17 protein-coding genes and 1 pseudogene are annotated in these 20,730 nt (G+C 72.4%); 12 read left to right on the forward strand and 6 right to left on the reverse strand.

The genetic code is table 11. From position 1 onward, the window contains the following. Positions 1–16 precede the first annotated feature (16 nt). Complete coding sequence (locus ACIBO8_RS11530; protein ID WP_396115620.1) at positions 17–1,126, reverse strand: ABC transporter substrate-binding protein; 1,110 nt, start codon at positions 1,124–1,126, stop codon at positions 17–19. 605 nt (positions 1,127–1,731) lie between these two features. Between ACIBO8_RS11530 and ACIBO8_RS11535 the strand changes: the two genes are divergently transcribed. Genes ACIBO8_RS11535 through ACIBO8_RS11550 form a run of 4 tightly spaced genes read left to right on the forward strand, consistent with a single transcriptional unit; the run spans position 1,732 to position 6,231 of the window. Continuing rightward, positions 1,732–4,803 carry a nitrate- and nitrite sensing domain-containing protein gene (locus ACIBO8_RS11535; RefSeq protein WP_396115621.1) on the forward strand — a complete coding sequence of 1,024 codons (3,072 nt, stop codon included), beginning with the start codon at positions 1,732–1,734 and terminating at the stop codon, positions 4,801–4,803. A 2-nt stretch (positions 4,804–4,805) separates the two neighbouring features. Continuing rightward, the gene (locus ACIBO8_RS11540; RefSeq protein ID WP_364704216.1) at positions 4,806–5,219 is read left to right on the forward strand and encodes a roadblock/LC7 domain-containing protein; all 414 of its coding nucleotides are present in this window, start codon (positions 4,806–4,808) and stop codon (positions 5,217–5,219) included. Between the two features lie 48 nt (positions 5,220–5,267). Beyond that, positions 5,268–5,630, forward strand: a complete 363-nt coding sequence (locus ACIBO8_RS11545; protein ID WP_396115060.1) for a DUF742 domain-containing protein — start codon at positions 5,268–5,270, stop codon at positions 5,628–5,630. Next, complete coding sequence (locus ACIBO8_RS11550; RefSeq protein ID WP_396115061.1) at positions 5,611–6,231, forward strand: GTP-binding protein; 621 nt, start codon at positions 5,611–5,613, stop codon at positions 6,229–6,231. Before ACIBO8_RS11545 ends, ACIBO8_RS11550 begins: the two co-directional genes overlap by 20 nt. Positions 6,232–6,238: 7 nt before the next feature. On the opposite strand, the gene ACIBO8_RS11555 is transcribed toward ACIBO8_RS11550, so the two are convergent. Continuing rightward, positions 6,239–7,387 (reverse strand): uroporphyrinogen-III synthase, encoded by a 1,149-nt coding sequence (locus ACIBO8_RS11555; protein WP_396115062.1) that lies wholly within the window; start codon positions 7,385–7,387, stop codon positions 6,239–6,241. A 583-nt stretch (positions 7,388–7,970) separates the two neighbouring features. On the opposite strand from ACIBO8_RS11555, the gene rplM reads away from it, so the two are divergent. The 3 genes from rplM (at position 7,971) to glmM (ending at position 10,453) form a co-directional block, all read left to right on the forward strand. Then, positions 7,971–8,414: a 50S ribosomal protein L13 gene (gene rplM, locus ACIBO8_RS11560; protein WP_396115063.1), complete on the forward strand. Its 444-nt coding sequence runs from the start codon at positions 7,971–7,973 to the stop codon at positions 8,412–8,414. A 20-nt stretch (positions 8,415–8,434) separates the two neighbouring features. After that, entirely contained in the window at positions 8,435–8,953 is a 519-nt protein-coding gene (gene rpsI, locus ACIBO8_RS11565; protein ID WP_396115064.1) for a 30S ribosomal protein S9, read from the forward strand. A 147-nt stretch (positions 8,954–9,100) separates the two neighbouring features. After that, complete coding sequence (gene glmM, locus ACIBO8_RS11570; RefSeq protein WP_396115065.1) at positions 9,101–10,453, forward strand: phosphoglucosamine mutase; 1,353 nt, start codon at positions 9,101–9,103, stop codon at positions 10,451–10,453. 144 nt (positions 10,454–10,597) lie between these two features. On the opposite strand, the gene ACIBO8_RS11575 is transcribed toward glmM, so the two are convergent. Together ACIBO8_RS11575 and ACIBO8_RS11580 are read right to left on the reverse strand one after the other, a co-directional pair. After that, the gene (locus ACIBO8_RS11575) at positions 10,598–11,785 is read right to left on the reverse strand and encodes a pyridoxal phosphate-dependent aminotransferase (RefSeq protein ID WP_396115066.1); all 1,188 of its coding nucleotides are present in this window, start codon (positions 11,783–11,785) and stop codon (positions 10,598–10,600) included. 22 nt (positions 11,786–11,807) lie between these two features. Then, positions 11,808–12,512, reverse strand: coding sequence for an MmpS family transport accessory protein (locus tag ACIBO8_RS11580; RefSeq protein WP_396115067.1), 705 nt, complete (start codon positions 12,510–12,512; stop codon positions 11,808–11,810). A gap of 373 nt (positions 12,513–12,885) precedes the next feature. Here ACIBO8_RS11580 and glmS point away from each other — a divergent pair, with 373 nt between their 5' ends. Continuing rightward, positions 12,886–14,772: a glutamine--fructose-6-phosphate transaminase (isomerizing) gene (glmS, locus tag ACIBO8_RS11585; protein ID WP_396115068.1), complete on the forward strand. Its 1,887-nt coding sequence runs from the start codon at positions 12,886–12,888 to the stop codon at positions 14,770–14,772. Here glmS and ACIBO8_RS11590 read toward each other — a convergent pair. Next, positions 14,759–16,114 (reverse strand): alpha/beta hydrolase, encoded by a 1,356-nt coding sequence (locus ACIBO8_RS11590; RefSeq protein WP_396115069.1) that lies wholly within the window; start codon positions 16,112–16,114, stop codon positions 14,759–14,761. The two genes, glmS and ACIBO8_RS11590, sit on opposite strands and share 14 nt — an antisense overlap. Then, positions 16,111–16,389: a hypothetical protein gene (locus ACIBO8_RS11595; protein ID WP_396115070.1), complete on the reverse strand. Its 279-nt coding sequence runs from the start codon at positions 16,387–16,389 to the stop codon at positions 16,111–16,113. The genes ACIBO8_RS11590 and ACIBO8_RS11595 overlap by 4 nt, the downstream gene beginning before the upstream one ends. 131 nt (positions 16,390–16,520) lie before the next feature. On the opposite strand from ACIBO8_RS11595, the gene ACIBO8_RS11600 reads away from it, so the two are divergent. The 4 genes and pseudogenes from ACIBO8_RS11600 to ACIBO8_RS11615 all read left to right on the forward strand — a co-directional run bounded on the left by ACIBO8_RS11600 (position 16,521) and on the right by ACIBO8_RS11615 (position 20,711). Continuing rightward, positions 16,521–16,889, forward strand: a complete 369-nt coding sequence (locus ACIBO8_RS11600; protein WP_396115071.1) for a holo-ACP synthase — start codon at positions 16,521–16,523, stop codon at positions 16,887–16,889. Positions 16,890–16,913: 24 nt separating this feature from the next. After that, positions 16,914–18,362: an NAD(P)H-hydrate dehydratase gene (locus ACIBO8_RS11605; RefSeq protein WP_396115072.1), complete on the forward strand. Its 1,449-nt coding sequence runs from the start codon at positions 16,914–16,916 to the stop codon at positions 18,360–18,362. A 37-nt stretch (positions 18,363–18,399) separates the two neighbouring features. Continuing rightward, a pseudogene (gene alr, locus ACIBO8_RS11610) lies at positions 18,400–19,509 on the forward strand (alanine racemase); the annotation flags it as partial. An 86-nt stretch (positions 19,510–19,595) separates the two neighbouring features. Further along, on the forward strand, positions 19,596–20,711 hold the full coding sequence (locus ACIBO8_RS11615) for an alpha/beta fold hydrolase (protein ID WP_396115073.1): 1,116 nt from the start codon (positions 19,596–19,598) through the stop codon (positions 20,709–20,711). The last annotated feature ends 19 nt before the right edge of the window (positions 20,712–20,730 follow it).

Raw genomic sequence — 20,730 nt, forward strand, 5'->3', positions numbered from 1 at the left:
CCTCAGGTGTGAACGGTCAGCTCAGCAGCCGCCAGCGTCCGCTGCGGGCGACCAGGAGGGCCAGCGCCTGCGGCATGAGCCCCGAGTGGTTGTCCGGCGTCAGCCGGATCGGGCCGGACAGGCCGTCGGTCTGCGTGGTCTCGAGGATGTCGCGGATCCGCCGGCGGTCGCCGCCGGCCTGGGTCACCGCGTCGGCGATCAGGCTCACCGCGTCGGCACCGAACGACGCGACGCCCGAGTAGCTGCCGTAGCGCGAGGTGTAGTCGCGGAACCACTGCTTGCGGGCGGCCTTGGCCGGCGTCGTCGCGATCACGTCGTCGATCGCGAGGATCTGGGTGAAGACCATGGTCGTGTCGTTCGTGGCGGCGGCGGCCTCCTGGGGGAGGAACAGGTCGCCGGCCGCCTCGGCGTCGAAATAGATCCGGCCCTTGTACTGGGCGACCTTGGCGCTGGTCGCCGCGAGCGTCGCCTGGTCGGGCCCGGTCCACACGATGAGGGCGTCCGGCCTGCTGTCGGTCAGGGTGCCCACGGTCTGGGTGACGTCGGTGGCCGTCGGCTTGACCGGCAGCTGGTTGGTGATGTCGATGCCGGCGGCCGTCAGCTGCTTCGCCATGCGGGCGCGGCCACCCCGGCCGTACAGGTCGTCGGAGTAGAGCAGCGCCACCGACTTGGTCTTGGTGCGGACCAGCTCGGACACGAGGGCGGCCGCGCTGTCGTTCGCGTTCGGGCCCAGCTTGAAGACCCACCGGCGGCTCTCGACCGGCGAGCTGACCTCGTCGGCGGCGGCCAGCGCGATGGTCGGTACGCGCTTGTCGTTGATGGTCTTGGCCGCGCCGACCACGCATTCGTTGCAGCCACCGGTGACGATGGCGGCGACCTTGGGGTCGTCGGCCAGCGTGCTGATGTTGCGCAGCGACGACGTGGTGTCGGACCGGTTGTCCTGGATGCGCAGGACGAGTCGCTTGTCGCCGAGCGCTCCGGACGCGTTCACCTGCTCGACGCGGAGCTGCAACGCGCGGGCGTAGGCCGCGTCCATCGCCGAGCCGGAGGCCAGATCGGCGCCGATGACGATGTCTGTCTTGTCGCCGGATCCACTGTCCGAGTCGCAGCCCGCGAGGGCGGCCATGACGAGCGTCGATGCGGCGACGGACGCCGTCAAGCGACGGGTGAGCCTCACTGGGGGTGCCTCCTCGAGGGCGGAGACGGGACGTACCGTGTCCCGCAGAACGCAACGTTGTCCGGAGTAGACCGCACGAACACGGACAGCCCGTCCGTCCAAACGCGCCAAACCTTGCCAACGTGAAGGTCGCTGGTCAAGCCGTGCCAGGCATGGTGAGCGGGACGTGTTTCCCACATAGTGGTTGGAATCTTGATGGACGAGCGTCACTGGCGTCTGCACCTTGCGTTGCTTCCGTTACATTCGCGCACGTCAACGCCTACGCACTGTTCATTTTCGACCCGCAATCATGATTGCCGGGCCCGGGTGAACAGTGTTTCCGGGAGGTTCCGCCCTTCCCAAACGGTTGCTGACTCTGATGAAATCGCGGCCGTGCCGCGTGTGGACGGAGCCCTGTCGCCGGTGTCGGCCGGGCTCGGGCGACAGCGATCAGGCGGTCGAAGAGATGCGGGGATGATCAGCGAGGAGATGTCGTGAGCACCGGATCTTCGGCCCAGGCCCCGGCCTATCCCGCGCGCTCCGCCGTCGAACCTGCCCCCGGCAGCGAGGACGGCCTGCGGGACGGCGGTGCCGGGACCCGGGAGCGGCGCGGACGGTTCCCGCGGCTGCGCGACGCCCGGATCCGTTCCAAGCTGGCGCTGATCCTTTTCGTGCCGCTGCTGGCCGTCCTGGCGCTGGCGACCGTGCGCCTCGTCGACGTCGGTGGCCGCGCCCTCGACGCGGGCCAGGTGGAGGATCTGACCCGGCTGTCCACCGACGTCTCCGAAGTGACCCAGTGGTTGCACAAGGAGCGCATGGCGGCGGCCGAGTACCTCGCCACGCCGGGTGCGAAGCCGGACGGTTACAACGCTGTCATCGCCGAGAGTGACCGGCGGATCCAGAAGTACACGGCCGACCGCCGGGCGCTCGACGAGCCGCCGGCTGCCGTGCAGGACCGGCTGGTCCGGATCGACGACCACCTCCGCACCATGGACGCGACCCGGAAGAAGATCACGGATCGCGATGAGATCGCCGTCTCCGAGGCGGTGCTGCGCTACGGCGTCGTGATCACCGACCTGGTCGGCTACGGCGAGGTCCTCAGCCAGTACGCGGGAGAGGGCAAGGTCGCCGACAGTCTCCGCGCCGTCTCGGCCTTCGCGCGCGCCAAGGCAGGAACGGGCGAGCAGGAGGCGGTCGCGTACGCGGCCCGCGTCGCCGGTGACGTCAGCGCCGAGCAGCTCTCCGTGTTCACCGCCACCCAGACCGGCCAGCAGGAGGCCCTGGAGGGCTTCGCCCTGGTCGCGACCCCCGATCAGCGGACGCTGGTGGACCGTACGGTCACCGGCGACGCCGTCAACCTGGCCGACCAGACCGCGACGCGGCTCACCCGGGGTGAGGCCGTGGCCCCCCCCGAGATCACGCAGTCGATGGGGTCCGTCGTGGACCTCATGCGCTGGGCCGAGCAGCGGCTCGAGGCCCAGGCGCTGCGACAGGCCGGCGACGAGAGCGACTCGGTGACCCGGCAGGCGGCCATGGAGGCCGGCCTGGTGCTGCTCACCCTGCTCCTCGCGGTGGCCCTGGCCGTCGTCCTCGCCCGCTCGCTCAACTCCTCACTGCGCCGGTTGCGCGAGGGCGCTCTCGCGGTGGCCAACCGTGACCTGCCCGACGCGGTCGCCCGGCTGCGCGACGTCCGCAACCTGGGCGAGGGCGGCCCCGACGACATCGTCCGGCAGGTCCGCGACCCGATCCGGCTCAACAACCGCGACGAGATCGGGCAGGTGGCGCAGGCGTTCAACGTGGTCCACCGGGAAGCGGTCCGGGTCGCCGCCGAGCAGGCCGCGCTGCGTACCAGCGTCTCGGCGATGTTCCTCAACCTCGCACGCCGCTCGCAGAGCCTGGTCGACCGCATGATCGGCGAGCTCGACCAGATCGAGCGCGGCGAGGAGGACCCGAAGCGCCTCGCCCAGCTCTTCGAGCTGGACCACCTCGCGACCCGGATGCGCCGCAACGACGAGAACCTGCTGGTGCTCGCCGGTGCCGACTCCAGCGCCCCCCGCCGCGAGGACGCCCTGGTGGTCGACGCGCTGCGGGCGGCGCAGTCCGAGGTGGAGCTCTACAACCGCATCGAGTTCGGCACGGTGGACACGGACGTCTCCATCGCCGCCGTGGCCGTCAACGACGTGGTCCGGCTGGTCGCCGAGCTGCTCGACAACGCCACCCGGTTCTCGCCGCCCAACACGGTGGTGGTCGCCGACGGGCGGCGGATCCGCGACTACGTCGTGATCCAGGTCGAGGACCGCGGGCTCGGGATGTCCGAGGAACAGATGGACAGCCTGAACCGGCGCCTCGCCGAGACGCCCGACGTCGACGTGGCCGCCTTCCGCCTCATGGGCCTGGCCGTGGTCAGCCGCCTCGCCGCCCGGTACGGCATCCGCGTCGAGCTGCGCGCCAACATGGAGGGCGGCACCGTCGCCCAGGTGATCCTGCCGAACAGCATCGTGGTGCTGCCGAACAACCGGCCGCTGGACCCGCCGTCCCGCGGCAACCGCCAGCTCGACACGGCACCGGGCGCCTGGAACGACCCGATGCAGCTGGGCCGGGGCAGCGCGGCGACCGCCACCCTGCCGGCCATCGCCCCGGAGCCCTGGCAGCCCCGGCCGGAGGACGGCTACCCCCGGTCGGTCTCGGGTCTGCCCGCGGTCTCCGCGCCACCGGCGCCGCAGCCGGAGGCGCCGGCCCACCCTCAGCTGCCGCTGCAGCCCTCGCAGCGTCCCGGTGCGGGGGAGGGCTTCCCGACGCCGAACCGGCCCGCGCTGCCGAAGCGGGGGATCGATGACCGGCCGCCGTTGCCGACCCGGGTGGCCCAGTCCGCCGAACCTCCCCAGGCTTCCGCGTACGACGCGGGGAATGCCGGTTCGCCGACCATGGCGTACCCGATCATGCAGCCCGCCTCCCCGCCGGCCGACGACGGCCTCGCGGTCCCGCGGCCGATGAGCCGCGACGCGAACGGCTGGGGTGCCGCGCTTGCCGCGATGCCGCCCCCACCGTCGCCGCCCGCGCGGGCGCGCCCGGAGGAGCGTCCGGAGGCCGCGCCGATCTTCCTCCAGATGCAGCAGAGCTGGTTCAAGGGCCACGACGGAGAGATAGCGGAGGAGTGGAGCATGCCGACCGCGGGCTACGCGCCGCCGCCGAACCAGTCCGCGTCCCCGGCCGCCGTTGCGCCTCCGCCGGCCCCCGTCTCGCCCGCGGTCGCCCCCGCGTCGCCCGCGCCGGCGTCCCCGGCTCCGGCGCGGCAGAACGGATCGCTCCCGGTGGATGCGGGTCAGGACGGCGGCAACCAGTCCGTGCCGCGGCCCCGCCGGTCGGCCGAGGACGCGTGGCGTACCGCCGCCGACGAGGGCTGGCAGCGGGCGATGGCGGCGGCGGAACCGACCGTCAACGACACGACCCGCTCCGGGTTGCCGAAGCGGGTGCCCCAGGCCCAGCTGGTGCCCGGTGGTGTGCAGACGATCCCCCGCAATCAGACACGGCGCAGCCCGGACGAGGTGCGCGGTCTCCTCTCCGCGTACCACCGGGGTGTGCAACGAGGGCGTACGGCCGGCAGCGAGGAAGCTGCCGAAGGCGCCCCTGCCCCGAAGGAGAACTGACAGTGACCAGGCCCCCCACCATGCAGGACATGGGCTGGCTGCTCAGCAACTTCGCCGACAGCGTGGCCGGGATCGCGCATGTCGTCGCGGTCTCCGCCGACGGCCTGCTGCTGGCCTCGTCGCGGGACCTGCCGGCGGACCGCGCCGACCAGCTCGCGGCCATCACCTCCGGCGTGGTGAGCCTGACCGACGGCGCTTCGCGCATGTTCAACGCCGGCCAGGTGCAGCAGACGATCATCGAGATGGACAGCGGCTACCTGTTCCTGATGTCCATCAGCGACGGATCGTCGATGGCCGTACTGGCCGCCCGCAGCTGCGACGTCGGCCAGGTCGGGTACGAGATGGCGCTGCTCGTGGAGCGGGTCGGTGCCGCCCTGGTGCCGGCGCCCCGCGAGGCCGTCGCCGGTCAGGTCTAGTACGACCCGAGCGCGTCCGATCACAAGCCGGAAGGAGGTGACCGCTCGATGGGACAGCCGCACGACCCCCGCGGCAATCTTGTCCGGCCGTACGCGGTCACCCGGGGCCGGACGGAGCCGCGCCGGGACATCCCCATCGAGGCGGTGCTGGTAGCCAGCCAGGCCGCCGTTCAGGAAGCCCGGTTCGCCGGGCACGACAAGTACCGCATAGCCGTGCTGTGCGAGCCCCGGGCACAGTCGCTGGCGGAGATCGCGGCCTACAACCGGATCCCGCTCGGCGTCGCCCGGGTTCTCGTCGCCGACATGGTCGCCGACGGGATGTTGTCGCTGCACAGTGCCGCTCCCAAGAAAGGGTTCACGGAGCGGATGGATCTGCTGGAAAGGGTGTTGAGTGGACTTCGCAAGCTCTGAGCGGGCGGGGGCGCAACCCAAGGAGATCACCTCCGCGAAGATCGTCATCGCTGGTGGCTTCGGCGTGGGCAAGACGACGCTGGTCGGCGCGGTCTCCGAGATCGAGCCGCTGACCACCGAGGCCGTCATGACCTCGGCGGGGCAGGGCATCGACGACGCCTCCAAGGTGCCCGGCAAGGAGACGACCACGGTGGCGATGGACTTCGGCCGCATCACCATGGCCGACGACCTGATCCTCTACCTGTTCGGCACACCGGGCCAGACGCGCTTCTGGTTCATGTGGGACGAGCTGATCAGGGGTGCCGTGGGCGCGGCCGTGCTGGTCGACACGCGTCGCATCTCCGACGCCTTCGCGCCGCTCGACTATTTCGAGAACCGTCACCTGCCGTACCTCGTGGCGCTGAACTGCTTCGACGGCGCACCCCGGTACGAGCCGGAGGAGGTGCGCGAGGCGTTGGCGATCGCGCCGCACGTGCCGCTGATCATGTGCGATGCGCGCCATCGGGACTCGGTGAAACAGGTGTTGGTGGGCGTCGTGGAGCACGCCATGCGCACGCTGGTGGCCGAACAGGAGCGAGGCTTCCCGACCCCGGTCGGCTGACGGCCGGTCAGGCGGGCAGCCGGTAGCCCCGTTTGACCACCGTCTGGATCACCCGGGGCGTGCCCAGGCCGGCGCGCAGCCGCGCGACGGCCATCTCCACGGCGTGCTCGTCGGCGCCCCGGGGCAGCGTGCGCAGCAGGGCCGCCCGGGACAACACCCGCCCGGGCGTCGCCGCCAGCGCGCGGAGCACGGCCATCGGAGCGGGGGCGAGGGGCTTGAGCTCACCGTCCACGATCGCGGCATGGCCGCGCAGGGTCAGTGCATGACCCGCGACCTCGATGCTCAGCGCGCGCTTCGGCAGCTCGTCCACGATCGTACGGACGAGCGCGCTGAGCCTCGCCCGCGCAGGCGACACCACCGGAACCTCGTGCCTGCGCAGCGGCGCCGCCGTCACCGGTCCCACGCAGGCCGCCAGGACGTCCCTGCGTAGCGCCTCCAGCACCTGCTCAGTGCCCGAGCCGGCCGCCCGCAGCACGGCGCCGACGGCGGGTGCGGCGGTGAAGGTGACCGCGTCCACGAGCCGCCCGGTGATCAGGTCGACCAGTCGGTGCAGCGGGGCAGGGTCGATCGGCGGCGCCCAGCGGTACACCGGCACCTCGATCACCCGGGCACCGGCCGCCTCCAGGGCTTCCGTGTATTCCGGCTGGCTGTCGCCGTGCAGCTGCATCGCCACGGTGAGGCCCGCGATGCCCCGGGCCGCCAGGTGCCCGACGACCTCCTCGTAGCTCTCGCCCTCCGGCGACCAGCGATCCCGCAGCCCGGCGGAGCGCACCGCGGCCCGCGCCCGGGGACCGCGCGCCACCAGATAGGCACGGGACAACGCGGCGTGCAGCGGCTCGGCCAGGCCCCACCCGTCCGCGGCCTCCAGCCAGCGCCGCATGCCGATCCCGGTGTGGACCAGAACGATGTCGGGTGGTGTCGCCAGGCAGGCACGGGTAGCCGTGCGCAGCCCGGCGTCGTCGGCGATCGGGACGATCCGCAGCGCCGGTGCGAGCACGACCCGCGCACCCCTGTTCTCCAGGAGGGCGGCCAGCTCGTCGTGACGGCGGTCAGAGGTGACTCCGACGGTGTAGCCGGACAACGACGCCGTGGGCTCGGTCAGCGCCCACGCCGGGATGACGGTTCGGCGCGTACCCCCGGTCCGGTCGGTCGTCATCCGGCGGCCCGACCTCCCTCTGCGGCCGTCGTTCCGAGAAGCCGCGGCGTGGCCGGCCGGTCCACCGAAGGGCACGCCCGGAGACCGCCGTCCTCGGCGTTGACCCGCTCCCACGTCACGCCTGCGTTCTCCGCCGTACCTCCGACCGGCGCACGCCGCGGCTCTCTGCCGGAACGGTGACCCGTTCCGGCGGGCGCCGCCAGGTCCGTCCTCGACCCTGGCGGCAGTTCGAGGGTGATGCGCCCGGGTGTGACTGCACCACTCGTCATGACCGAAGCGTGCCTGTGGGCGATTTCGGCCTCGCGTCCCATATGTTTCGAGCCTGCTAAGACCACGGTGGGTGGAATCACGTCACCCGCCTTCGGCGTGCCGTGGGTCACCGCCTATCCTGGGACCGATAAGTTATGCGGTCCGTCGGGCTCGACGGGCCTCCTAGCCCGTTTTGACCGCGCGCCGGGCAGCCGGGTATTGTTGCCTGCTGTTGTGCGACGGCTGCGAGCGTTCCCCTTCGGGTACGCTTGACGTTCGTGCCCAGGCGCGACCAGCGCGCGCCCCCAGACCGACGACGAGACAAGGTAATTCTGTGCGTACGTACAGCCCGAAGCCGGGTGAGATCGAGCGTCAGTGGCACATTATCGACGCTTCTGACGTCGTTCTGGGCCGCCTGGCCACCCACGCCGCCACCCTCCTGCGCGGAAAGCACAAGCCGACGTTCGCCCCGCACGTCGACACCGGCGACTTCGTGGTGATCATCAACGCGGGCAAGGTCGCGCTGACCGGCAACAAGCGGCAGACCAAGGTCGCCTACCGGCACTCCGGCTACCCGGGTGGTCTGAAGCAGGTCGGCTACGAGGAGCTGCTGACCAAGCGCCCCGAGCACGCGATCGAGCTGGCCGTCAAGGGCATGCTCCCGCACAACAAGCTCGCCCGTCAGATCATCAAGAAGCTGAAGGTCTACCCGGGCGCCGAGCACCCGCACGCCGCGCAGCAGCCGGTGCCGTTCGAAATCAAGCAGATCGCGCAGTGAGCGCGGGCGAAGGAAACAGCATGTCCGACATCGTCGAGCCCGAGGTCGTCGAGACCGTCGAGGCGCCCGCTGAGACCCCGGCGGAGACCCCCGCGGAGACCGTGGTCGTCGTCGAGGCCGCGCCGGTCACCGTTCGCGCCCCGCGCCCGGGTGACCGTCCGATCCAGACCGTCGGCCGCCGCAAGGAGGCCATCGTCCGGGTCCGCCTCGTGCCCGGCTCCGGCAAGATCATCTGCAACGGCCGCGAGCTCGAGAACTACTTCCCGAGCAAGGTGCACCAGCAGCTGATCCGCGAGCCGCTGACGACCGCCGAGAAGGCCGAGCAGTTCGACGTGATCGCCAACCTCCGCGGCGGCGGCATCACCGGCCAGGCCGGCGCGCTGCGCCTCGGCATCGCCCGCGCGCTCGTCTCGAACGACGGCGACGACCGTCCGGCGCTGAAGAAGGCCGGCTTCCTCACCCGTGACGCGCGGGTCAAGGAAAGCAAGAAGTACGGCCTCAAGAAGGCCCGCAAGGCTCCGCAGTACTCGAAGCGCTGAGCGCAGCGCTCGCCTTGCACCACGTCTGACCGGTACGGCCGGGTGCGCCCCTCCCATGGGGCGTGCCCGGCCGTTTCGCATTTCCCTCCCCGCCACATACCGGTCCGCCTTTACTGGAGGCTCAGGACCGCGAAAGGAACGACCGCCATGGGGCGACTCTTCGGCACGGACGGCGTACGCGGGCTCGCGAACGGTGATCTCCTCACCCCGGAACTGGCGCTCTCGGTCGCCGTCGCGGCCGCCCGGGTGCTCATCGAGAGCGACCGGAGCCACCAGCCGCTCGCGATCGTCGGCCGCGACCCGCGGGCCAGCGGCGAGATGCTCGAGGCCGCCGTGGTGGCGGGCCTGACCAGCGCGGGGGCGAACGTCGTCCGGGTCGGGGTGCTGCCCACGCCCGCGGTCGCGTACCTGGTCGGTCAGGCCAACGCCGACCTCGGGGTGATGCTCTCCGCCTCGCACAACCCGATGCCCGACAACGGGATCAAGCTCTTCGCCCCGGGCGGCCAGAAGCTCCCGGACGAGATCGAGTCCCGCATCGAGGAGGCGGTCGAGGACGGCCACGGACTCGTCGGCCGCCCCACCGGCGCCGGCGTGGGCCGGGTGCACGACCTGCTGGACGGCGCCGAGCACTACGTGAAGCACCTGGTCGCCTCGACCCCGCACAGCCTGGCCGGCATCAAGGTGGTGGTGGACTGCGCGAACGGTGCGGCCAGCGAGGTCGGCCCCGCCGCGTACGAGCAGGCCGGCGCCGAGGTCATCGCCATCCACGCCGACCCCGACGGGCTGAACATCAACGACGGCTGCGGCTCCACCCACCTGGACGCGGTCCGCGAGGCCGTGGTCCGCGAGGGCGCCGACCTGGGCCTGGCCCACGACGGCGACGCGGACCGCTGCCTGGCCGTCACGGCCACCGGCGAGGTGGTCGACGGCGACCAGATCATGGCGATCCTGGCGCTGGCGATGCGCGACGCCGGCACGCTCACCGACGACACCCTGGTCGCCACGGTCATGAGCAACCTCGGCCTGCGCATCGCGATGAAGCAGGCCGGTATCCGCCTCATCGAGACCAAGGTCGGCGACCGGTACGTGCTGGAGGAGCTCACCGCGGGCAACTACGCCCTCGGCGGCGAGCAGAGCGGCCACATCGTCATGCCGGCGTACGCGACCACCGGCGACGGCGTCCTGACCGGCCTGCACCTGATGGCGACGATCGCCTCCACCGGCAAATCCCTCGCCGACCTCGCGGCGGTCGTGCACAAGCTCCCGCAGGTCCTGATCAACGTCAAGGTGCAGGACCGCGAGGCGGGCGCGCAGGCCCCGACGGTGCAGGCCGCGGTCGCGCTGGCGGAGGACGAGCTGGGCGAGACCGGACGGGTGCTGCTGCGGCCGTCGGGCACGGAGCCGCTGGTGCGGGTGATGGTGGAGGCGGAGACCCAGGACCAGGCGCGGGCGGTTGCCGAGCGGGTGGCGGACGAGGTACGCGCGGCCAGCCCGGCCTGATCGTGCCTCTCAGCCCGCTTCCGCGCCCCGACCGCGAGGGCGGCTGAGCCGCGCGTCCGCGCCTCGACCGCGGGGGCTGAGCCGCGCGTCCGCGCCCTGGACCTGGGCGGCTGGGCCGGGCGGGAACGCCCGGCTCGGCGGCTCTCAGGCCAGGGAGCGGAGCCGGCGGGCGGCCTCGTCGATCACATCCTCGCGCTTGCAGAAGGCGAAGCGGATCAGGTGCTGCCCCTGCTCCCGATGGTCGTAGAAGACCTGAGTGGGCACTGCCACCACGCCGCAGCGCTCCGGCAGTTCTCGGCAGAAGTCGACCCCGTCCGTACCGCCCAACGGCCTGATGTCCGCCGTCACGAAGTACGTGCCCTCCGACGGCAGCACCCCGAAGCCGGCGTCCGTGAGCCCGGCGACGAGCCGGTCGCGCCGCGCCTGGAGCCCGTCCCGGAACGCGGTGAAGTAGGCGTCCGGCAGGCCCAGCGCCACCGCCACGGCCGGTTGGAGCGGCCCGGCGTTCACGAAGGTCAGGAACTGCTTGACCCGTGCCACCGCCGAGACCAGCGAAGCCGGGCCGGTGGCCCAGCCGACTTTCCAGCCCGTGCACGAGAACGTCTTGCCCGCCGACGAGATGCGCAGGGTGCGCTCGCGCATGCCCGGCAGGGTGGCGAGGGGTACGTGCGGCGTGGCGGCGTCGGTGAACACCAGGTGCTCGTACACCTCGTCGGTCACGGCGTACACGTCGTGCTCCTGGCACAGCCGCGCGACCAGCGTGAGCTCGTCCCTGGTGAAGACCGCGCCGGTCGGGTTGTGCGGTGAGTTGAGCAGCACCATCCGGGTCCGGGCTCCGAAGGCGGCGCGGAGCTCGGCCTCGGCGAAGCCGTACCTGCCGTCGGCGCCCGGCCGCAGCGTCACGGGCCGCCGCACGGCGCCGGCGAGCGCGATCGACGCCGCGTACGAGTCGTAGTACGGCTCGAAGCACACCACCTCGTCCCCGGCCTCGCACAGGGCAAGGATGGCGGCCGCGATCGCCTCGGTGGCGCCGGCGGTGACCACGACCTCGGTGTCCGGGTCCCGCGCGAGCCCCCAGAACCGCTCCTCGTGCGCCACCACGGCCTGCCGCAGCGCGGGGATGCCGGGCAGCGGCGGGTACTGGTTGGCGCCCGACCGCAGCGCCTCGGCGGCCGCGGCGAGCATCTCCGGCGGCCCGTCCGTGTCCGGGAAGCCCTGTCCCAGGTTGACCGATCCGGTCCGCACGGCGAGCGCGGACATCTCGGAGAAGATGGTGGTGCCGAACGGGCGCATGCGGCCGACGAGCGGGTCCGCCGAGATCGACGTCGTCACGCCCGTCAGCCTACGGCCCGGGTCAGAAGATCAGTTTGCTGCAGGTCGCGGTGAAGCTCGTGCTCGTCTTCTTGGCTACTTCTTTGCCGTCGACCGTCGCACTGCAGCTGATCGAGCCCTCGGAGGTGTCGCTCCGGACGGCGACCACGGAGACCAGCGCCGAGCCGTGCAGCGTCACCTTCTTGTGCCAGGGCAGGGAGACGTTGTGTTCGCGCTTCGGGTCCTTGCCGAGCTCGTCCATGTAGAGGATCTCGACGGGGCCGTCGCCGGTCACCTCGTACTCGACCGTGATCTCCTCGCCCTCGCCGGGCAGCTGTGGGACGCCGGTGGGCAGGTCGGGCAGGTCGGTCGGCAGGTCGGTCGGCAGGTCGGTCGGGAGGTCTGTGGGCAGGTCCGTCGGCAGCGCCGGCGTGTCGATGGTCGGCGGCGTGGGCAGGTTCCTGATGGCCTCCTCCGCCTTGTCGGTGGCCCGGTTGACCAACAGCACCGCCGAGGTGACCCCACCGGCGCAGAGCAGCAGCGTGACCGCGATCAGCACGGCCACCAGCGGGGTGTTGCTGCGCTTGGGCGGCGGCGGGGGAGGCGCACCGTAACCGGGAGGCGGTCCGTATCCCGGGGGCGGTCCGTAGCCGCTGGGCGGGGGCGGATAGCCCGGCTGCTGGTACGCCGACGGGCCCACGGGTGGGAACTGCGACGTCGCGTGATAGCCCTCCGGCGGCCCGCTCACCGGCGGCTCCGGCTGGGGGAGGGACGCGTACCCCGGCTGGTACTGCGGCGGGACCGGCGGCTGGTAGGGCTCGGCGGACAGCGGGTCGCCCGATGGTGACGACCAGGGCTGGCCCGAGGGCGGCTCCTCCGGTGGGAGCGGGCGCGTGGGGTCCGAAGGCGGTGGGTAGCTCAAAGGTCTCTCCAGAGCAGGCGTCGGCCCGACGGTACGCCCTCGCCGCCAGCAATGGATCACCCAGTCGTGTCACGGTCGGCGCTGACCTGGCCTTGGAGCGGACCACTCCTGTCCGAACGGCTCTTTCGATCACGTACGATGCGCGAAAGTATGCTTCTCGCGCACCACCCATGAGCGAAAGTCCGCTACGCTGCCCCACATGTGTGGGATCGTGGGTTACGTCGGTAAACGTCCGGCGCTGCAAATCGTCCTCGACGGGCTCCGCCGCCTGGAGTACCGCGGATATGACTCGGCCGGTGTCGCGGTCATCGACGGCGACGTCATCCAGACCGAGAAGCGCGCCGGAAAGCTGGCGAACCTGGAGAAGGCGCTGGCCGACCGGGCGGGCGACGGTATCGCCGCCGGGCCGACGGCCATCGGGCACACCCGCTGGGCGACCCACGGCGGCCCCACCGACCGCAACGCCCACCCGCACCTGTCGGCCGACGGCCGGGTGGCAGTGATCCACAACGGGATCATCGAGAACTTCGCCCGGCTCCGCGCCGAGCTGGAGGCGACCGGCATCGAGTTCGTCAGCGACACCGACACCGAGTGCGCCGCGCACCTGCTCGCCGCCGAGATGCGGGCCCTGCGCGACTCCGGCTCCACCGCCGACGGGCCGCACCTGCTGGCCGAGGGCATGCGGCGCGCCGTACGCCGCCTGGAGGGCGCCTTCACCCTGCTCGCGATCGACGTCGCCGTCCCGGACGCGGTCGTGGCCGCGCGCCGCAACTCGCCCCTGGTGGTCGGCCGGGGCGACGGCGAGAACTTCCTGGCGAGCGACGTCTCCGCCTTCATCGAGCACACCCGTGAGGCGATCGAGCTCGGCCAGGACCAGGTCGTGCTGATCACTCCCGGCGCCATCGAGATCACCGACTTCGCCGGCCAGGAGGCCGCCGGCAAGGAATTCCACATCGACTGGGACGCGTCGGCCGCCGAGAAGGGCGGCTACGACTACTTCATGCTCAAGGAGATCGCCGAGCAGCCGCAGGCCATCGCGGACACCCTGCTCGGCCGCCTCTCCGACCGCGGCGAGATCGTGCTCGACGAGGTCCGGCTCACCGACCAGGACCTGCGGGACGTCGACAAGATCTTCATCATCGCCTGCGGCACCTCCTACAACGCCGGCATGGTCGCCAAGTACGCGATCGAGCACTGGGTGCGCATCCCGTGCGAGGTCGAGCTCGCCAGCGAGTTCCGTTACCGCGACCCGATCCTGGACCGCTCGACGCTGGTGATCGTGATCAGCCAGTCCGGCGAGACGATGGACACGCTGATGGCTCTGCGCCACGCCAAGGAGCAGAAGGCGCGGGTGCTGGCCATCTGCAACACCAACGGCTCGACGATCCCGCGCGAGTCCGACGCGGTGCTCTACACCCACGGCGGCCCGGAGATCGCGGTCGCATCGACCAAGGCGTTCCTCACCCAGCTCGTCGCCTGCTACCTGATCGGCCTGCACCTGGCCCAGATCCGCGGCGTCATGTACGCCGACGAGGTCGCCTCCGTGGTTTCCCGCCTCCGGCGCACGCCGGACAACCTGCGGGAGCTGCTCGGCCAGATGGAGGAGGTCCGGGAGCTGGCCCGCGACCTGAAAACCGCGTCGACCGTGCTCTTCATCGGCCGGCACGTGGGCTTCCCCGTGGCGCTGGAGGGTGCGCTCAAGCTGAAGGAGCTCGCCTACATGCACGCCGAGGGCTTCGCGGCCGGCGAGCTCAAGCACGGCCCGATCGCCCTGATCGACGAGGGCACGCCCGTGGTCTGCGTGGTGCCCTCGCCGGCGGGCCGTGGCGTGCTGCGCGACAAGGTCGTGTCCAACATCCAGGAGGTGCGCGCCCGCGGCGCCCGTACGATCGTCATCGCCGAGGAGGGCGACGACGCGGTGAGCGCCTACGCCGACCACCTGATCCGGGTGCCTCGCACGCCGACCCTGCTCGCGCCGCTGATGACGACGGTGCCGCTGCAGATCCTCGCGTGCGAGATCGCGGCGGCCCGGGGCCACGACGTCGACCAGCCGCGCAACCTGGCCAAGTCCGTCACCGTGGAATGACATCGGTCCGTCCCAGCGTGATGTTCGCGAGCGCGTCGAGCGCCGGGCCCCCCTCGTCCCAGTAACCGAGGTGCCCGGCGCCCGCCTGGCTCGCAAAGACGCGGGCGCCGAACGCCGGGTCGGCGGGGTTGGTGCCGAACCACAGGTCGTTCTCCGGCCGGCCGAAGGCGAGCGGCGCTCCGGCCGGCCGGGCCTGGCTCAGCACCAGGTCCTCGGCCAGGCTCCGCGGTGAGACGGCCGCCCACTGGATGACGTCCGTGGCCGAGGTGGACGCCCACACCTCACCGGACGGCACGTGCAGGCCGTCGGCGGAGTTGACGCCCACGCCCGGGGAACCGACGAAGACGACGCTGTCGGCGGCCAGCCCGGGGCGGGCCGCCGCGGTGCCGACGACCAGGGAGCCGTAGCTGTGCCCGAGCAGGGTCTGGCGGGCGGGACGACCCTCGTGCGTCGCCCGGAGCCCGTCCTGGAAGCGTCGCAGCGCCGGCGCGCCGGCCTCCGCGGCGGAACGGCTCGAAGCCTCACCGAGAAAGTCCGGGGCGTCATAGCCGAGCCACATCACCGCGCTGGTCGCCCTGTCCGGCGCGAGCTCGCCCGCGCGGACCGCTATCCGCTCCGCGCGGGCCAGCTCGCCGCCGAACGACGCCAGATCGGCGGTCATGCCCGGCACCTGGGTGACGACGTGGTCGGCCAGGTCGGGATCGCCCAGCGCGACGACCGCCCGTCCTTCTCCACCCGGCTCGATCCTCAGCAGGTACGCCCGGGGCCCGTCCCCGCTCGCGAGCCGTTCCCGCAGCGCGCCACCGATCCGCAGTCCGTCCAGCAGCAGCCGGTTGGCGCGGTCGCGGGCGGCGGCCGGAACCCCGTCCAGTGATCCGATCCATCCCGGCTCGCTGACCAGGAGCCAGTCCCGTTGCGCGGGGCTCAAGGCGCCCCACCATCCGCTTACCTCGGCGGGCGCGGCCGTGCAATCCGGCGGTTCGATCGTCGGTGGCGCCGCCGAGGTCAGGAACAGCTCGAGCAACTGTCCCGCCGCGGTGGCGTCGGCCGCCAGCGCCGCGGCCATGTCGTCCCGCGATCTCGCTCGTGCCACGGCGGCGGCGAACTCGCTCAACGCCTGGTCGGCCGCCCAGCAGCCGAGCCGGAAGAGATTGAGCCGGCGCAGGAGCCCGCCGAGGCGGGCGGCGACCGCGTCCGCGGCGGCGCCCGTCCACACCGCCCTTAGCCGGGCCGCGCAGGTTCGCACGTCCGTCACCCAGCGGCCGGCGGCTGTGGCCCAGGCCCGCCAGGCAGCCGCGGTCTCGCACCACCGCGCCGGCTCGGTCGCCTGAAGGACGGTCACCGGATCCTCCGCAACCCGGTCGCCGCCCGGTCGTCGGCCGCCTCGTAGTCGTCCGCCGTCAGGGCCGCCGCGCGTCCCGTGGCGACGATGTCCTCGGCGATCTCGGCCAGGGTGCGCCTGGCGGCCGCGGCTGCGACCGTACCCGCGTCGGCGGCCGACCAGTGCGGGCCCGGAACCGGCGGTAAGGGGTTGAGGTGCAGGCCGCTGCCGGCGGCCACCAGGGCCGAAGCCCAGGCGCGCACGCCTTCGGCGTCGACTTCGAGATCGGGCGTCATCGGCAACCTCCGGAGGGGGAAGGACTCGGGCCGACGACGTTAGGGAATCGGCCGGGTTCGCGGTTCCGGCCTGTGGACAACGCCCGTCCGGAACCGCGTTGTGGATAACCGATCCCGCTAGGGTTGCGTGTGTGATCGTGTCTGTCGGGATCGACGTGGTGCTGGTCGACCGGTTCTCCCGGGCGCTGGATCGCACGCCGCTGCTGGGGGACCGGCTCTTCACCGACGCGGAGCGGATGACGCCGTCCGGCAGTCCGCGGTCGGCGGAGTCGCTGGCCGCGAGGTTCGCCGCCAAGGAGGCGGTGGCCAAGGCTCTCGGCGCACCCGCCGGGCTGCGCTGGCACGACTGCGAGATCGTCTCCGACCCGGACGGCCGCCCATGGCTGACCGTCTCCGGTACGGTCGCGGCGGCGGCAGCCGAGCGGGGCGTCAACCGATGGCACCTGTCGCTGTCCCACGACGGCGGCATCGCCTCGGCCATGGTGGTCGCCGAGGCCTGACGGAACACGGACGAGGGAGCGCGGATGCGGCAGGCATGGCGGGTTGCGGACGTCCGCTCGGCGGAGAAGGCCCTGATGGGGACGCTGCCGGACGGCACCCTCATGCAGCGCGCCGCGGCCGGTCTCGCCCGCCGCTGCGCGCTCATGCTGCAGGAAAGCGGCGGCGTCTACGGCGCGACGGTGGTGCTTCTGGTGGGCAGCGGCGACAACGGTGGGGACGCGCTCTACGCGGGCGCCCGCCTGGCCGCGAGGGGCGCTGCCGTGCAGGCCGTCCTGCTGAGGCCCGACCACGTCCACCTGGCCGGCCTGGCAGCCCTGCGCCGCGCCGGCGGCCGCACGGTGACCGATCTTCCGGCGCGCGCGGACCTCGTGGTCGACGGCATCGTCGGCATCGGCGCGAGCGGTGGGCTGCGGCCTCCCGCCGCGGGCCTGGTCACGGCGCTGCCCGGCCTGCGTACCCGGGACGGCGTGAGGACGCCGGTCGTCGCGGTGGATGTGCCGAGCGGGGTCGCGGTGGACACCGGTGACGTGCCCGGTGACGCGGTGCACGCCGACGTCACGGTCACTTTCGGCTGCCTCAAGCCCGCGCACGTCGTGGGTCCCGCCGCGGCCCTGGCGGGCCACGTCGAGCTCGTGGACATCGGCCTGGGTGCCACGCTGCACGCTGCGGCTGCCGTACGGGTGGCCGACGCGTCCGACATCGCGTCGTGGTGGCCACGCCCCGGTGCGGCGTCGGACAAGTACAGCCGGGGCGTGGTCGGCCTGGCCACCGGTTCAGCCACGTACCCGGGGGCGGCGGTGCTGTCGGTGGCCGGCGCGCTCGCCGGGCCTACCGGCATGGTGCGATACGCGGGCACCGCCGACCGCGAGGTGGTGCGGCGGCATCCTTCGGTCGTCGCCGCCAAGCGGGTCGCCGACGCCGGGCGGGTCCAGGCCTGGGTGTGTGGCTCGGGGCTCGGGACGGATGATGATGCGCGTACGGAGCTCCGCAGCGTACTTGCCACCTCGCTTCCCGTCCTGCTCGATGCCGACGCGCTGACCATGCTGGTCGACGGGCAGCACGCGAGCGACCTGCGCCGGGACGCCCCACTGGTGATCACCCCCCACGACCGCGAGTTCGCCCGGCTGGCCGGCGAGGCACCCGGTGCCGACCGGGCGAGTGCGGCGTGCCGGCTCGCGGCCTGGCTCAACGCGGTCGTCCTGCTCAAGGGCGACCGTACGATCGTCGCGACCCCGTCGGGCGAGGTGTGGGCCAACCCGACCGGCAGCCCCGACCTCGCCACCGCCGGATCGGGTGACGTGCTGGCAGGCCTGCTGGGCTCGCTGCTCGCCGCCGGCCTGCCACCGGAGCGGGCGGCTGTCGTGGCCGCTTACGTCCACGGCCTGGCCGGGCGCCGGGCCGGACAGGGAGGCCCCGCCACATCCGCCGACGTCGCCGCCGCGGTCCGGCCGGTCCTGGCCGACCTGCTGTGACGCGGTTCTGTCAGAGGCGATCAGTAGGCTGGTGAACATGTGGCAGGCCGAGGTCCGGATCGATCTGGACGCGATCCGGGACAACGTGGCGACCCTGCGCGCCGGAACGACCGCCGAGGTCATGGCGGTCGTCAAGGCCGACGGGTACGGGCACGGCATGCTGCCCGCCGCCCGCGCGGCCCTCGCCGGCGGCGCCACCTGGCTAGGTGTGGCCACCCTCGACGAGGCTCTGATCCTGCGCCGGGCCGGCCTCACCGCGCCGGTGCTCGCGTGGCTGCACGCGCCAGGAATGCCGTTGCACGAAGGCATCGAGGCGGACGTCGACCTCAACGCGGGCAGCCTCGGGCAGCTGGGCGAACTGGTCGACGCGGCCCGCCGGATGCGGCGCCCGGCCCGGGTGCACCTGAAGATCGACACGGGGCTGGCCCGCGGCGGCGCCACCCGCGCCGACTGGCCAGCCCTGGTGGAGGCCGCGGCGAAGGCGCAGGCCGACGGCGAGCTCGAGGTCGTCGGCGTGTGGAGCCACTTCGTGTACGCCGACGCCCCCGGCCACGAGACCATCGACCACCAGCTCGCGGTCTTCGCCGAGGGCCTGGCCACGGCGGAGCGGTACGGCATCGAGCCGCGCTACCGCCACATCGCCAACTCGGCCGCGACGCTGACCCGCCCCGACGCGCACTACGACCTGGTCCGCCCGGGCGTGGCGATCTACGGGCTGTCACCGCTCCCCGGGCCCCAGCCGGCCGGCCTGCGCCCGGCGATGACGGCCCGAGCGCGGGTGACCATGACGAAGCGTGTCCCCGCCGGCCAGGGCGTCTCGTACGGGCACGCGTACCACACCGCGCGCGAGACGACGCTGGCGCTGGTGCCGCTCGGCTACGGCGACGGGGTCCCGCGGCACGCCTCCAACGTGGGGCCGGTGCTGCTCGGCGGCCGGATCCGTTCGATCGCCGGCCGGGTCTGCATGGACCAGTTCGTCCTGGACTGCGGCGACGACCCGATCGGGGTGGGGGACGTGGCGACGCTGTTCGGCCCCGGCGACGACGGCGAGCCGACCGCGACGGACTGGGCCGAGGCGATCGGCACGATCAACTACGAGATCGTGACCCGCTTCGGGGGCAGCCGGGTGCCCCGGATCTACGACGGCACCGCCGGGCTTTCCGCGCCCGGTTCGCCCGCCGACGGGGCCGGGATTGCGTCCGGTGAGCGTGTTCCCCCTTCGGAGGAGGTCGGATGAGCCCCGCCAAGCCGCCCGCCCGGTCCTCGTCGCGGGCCGTCCGGTCCGGCCCGCGCCGCCGGGCGAAACAGGTCGGCATCGCCGGTGCCGTCATCGGCGTCGCCGCCGCGGGCCTGGCGACGGCCTTCGCGGTGGAGCGGGCACTCGTGCGCAAGTCGCTCAGTGCACCCGGCGACCCGTACGCCGACGAGGTGTTCGGTGACCAGCCGTACGACGAGCAGCTGACCGTCACCGCAGCCGACGGCACCGACCTGCACGTCGAGATCGTCGAGCCGCGGGAAACCAACACCAAGCCGACGGTCGTGTTCGTGCACGGGTTCGCACTGGACATGGGCACGTTCTACTTCCAGCGGCAGGCCCTGACCGAGCGTGGTGATCAGCGGCTCGTCTTCTACGACCAGCCGGGCCATGGGCGGTCGGGCCGCCTGCAGTCGGGGGACTACGACATCGCGGCCCTCGGCAAGTCCCTGGCCGCCGTGCTCGACGCCGCCGTGCCGGAAGGGCACATCATCCTCGTCGGGCACTCGATGGGCGGCATGACGATCATGGCGTTCGCCGAGCAATACCCGGAGTGGTTCGGCAAGCGGGTCACCGGCGTGGTGCTCATGTCCACCTCCGCCGGCCTGATCGACAAGACCAAGCTCGGCATACCCTCGCTCCTGGCCCGGGCCAGCGCGCCGTTCTTCCCGTTGTGGGGCGGTGCGGCCCGGATCGGCGGCTCGGCCATCGACCGGGCACGGGTCGCCTCCTCGGATCTGGCGTGGCTGCTCACCCGCCGATACGGCTTCGGCGACGCCCGGCCCAGCCCGTCGTTGGTCACGTTCGTGGAGCAGATGAACTCCAAGACCTCCGTCGAGACGCTGACCAAGTACCTGCACACCCTCTACACGCACAACCGGTTCCCGGCGCTGTCCGCGCTCAAGGGCGTACCGGTGCTGGTGCTCGTCGGTACGAAGGACTATCTGACCCCGGTGACGCACTCGGAGGAGATCCTCCGGCACCTTCCCGAGGCGGAGCTCCTGAAGATCGACAACAGTGGTCACGTGGTGATGCTGGAGAAGGCCGACGAGGTCAACGCCGCCCTGATCCCGTTCCTGGAGCGCATCTCGTGACCACTGTGGACCGTGAGCG

The organism is Actinoplanes sp. NPDC049681 (genome assembly GCF_044465265.1).
Classification (GTDB): Bacteria; Actinomycetota; Actinomycetes; order Mycobacteriales; family Micromonosporaceae; genus Actinoplanes.

Coding starts and splice junctions, on each gene's coding strand:
- ACIBO8_RS11530 (WP_396115620.1), bottom strand. CDS start 1,126: ATGGCCGCCCTCGCGGGCTGCGACTCGGACAGTGGATCCGGCGACAAG.
- ACIBO8_RS11545 (WP_396115060.1), top strand. CDS start 5,268: ATGGGACAGCCGCACGACCCCCGCGGCAATCTTGTCCGGCCGTACGCG.
- ACIBO8_RS11555 (WP_396115062.1), bottom strand. CDS start 7,387: ATGACGACCGACCGGACCGGGGGTACGCGCCGAACCGTCATCCCGGCG.
- rpsI (WP_396115064.1), top strand. CDS start 8,435: ATGTCCGACATCGTCGAGCCCGAGGTCGTCGAGACCGTCGAGGCGCCC.
- glmM (WP_396115065.1), top strand. CDS start 9,101: ATGGGGCGACTCTTCGGCACGGACGGCGTACGCGGGCTCGCGAACGGT.
- glmS (WP_396115068.1), top strand. CDS start 12,886: ATGTGTGGGATCGTGGGTTACGTCGGTAAACGTCCGGCGCTGCAAATC.
- ACIBO8_RS11595 (WP_396115070.1), bottom strand. CDS start 16,389: ATGACGCCCGATCTCGAAGTCGACGCCGAAGGCGTGCGCGCCTGGGCT.
- ACIBO8_RS11605 (WP_396115072.1), top strand. CDS start 16,914: ATGCGGCAGGCATGGCGGGTTGCGGACGTCCGCTCGGCGGAGAAGGCC.
- ACIBO8_RS11615 (WP_396115073.1), top strand. CDS start 19,596: ATGAGCCCCGCCAAGCCGCCCGCCCGGTCCTCGTCGCGGGCCGTCCGG.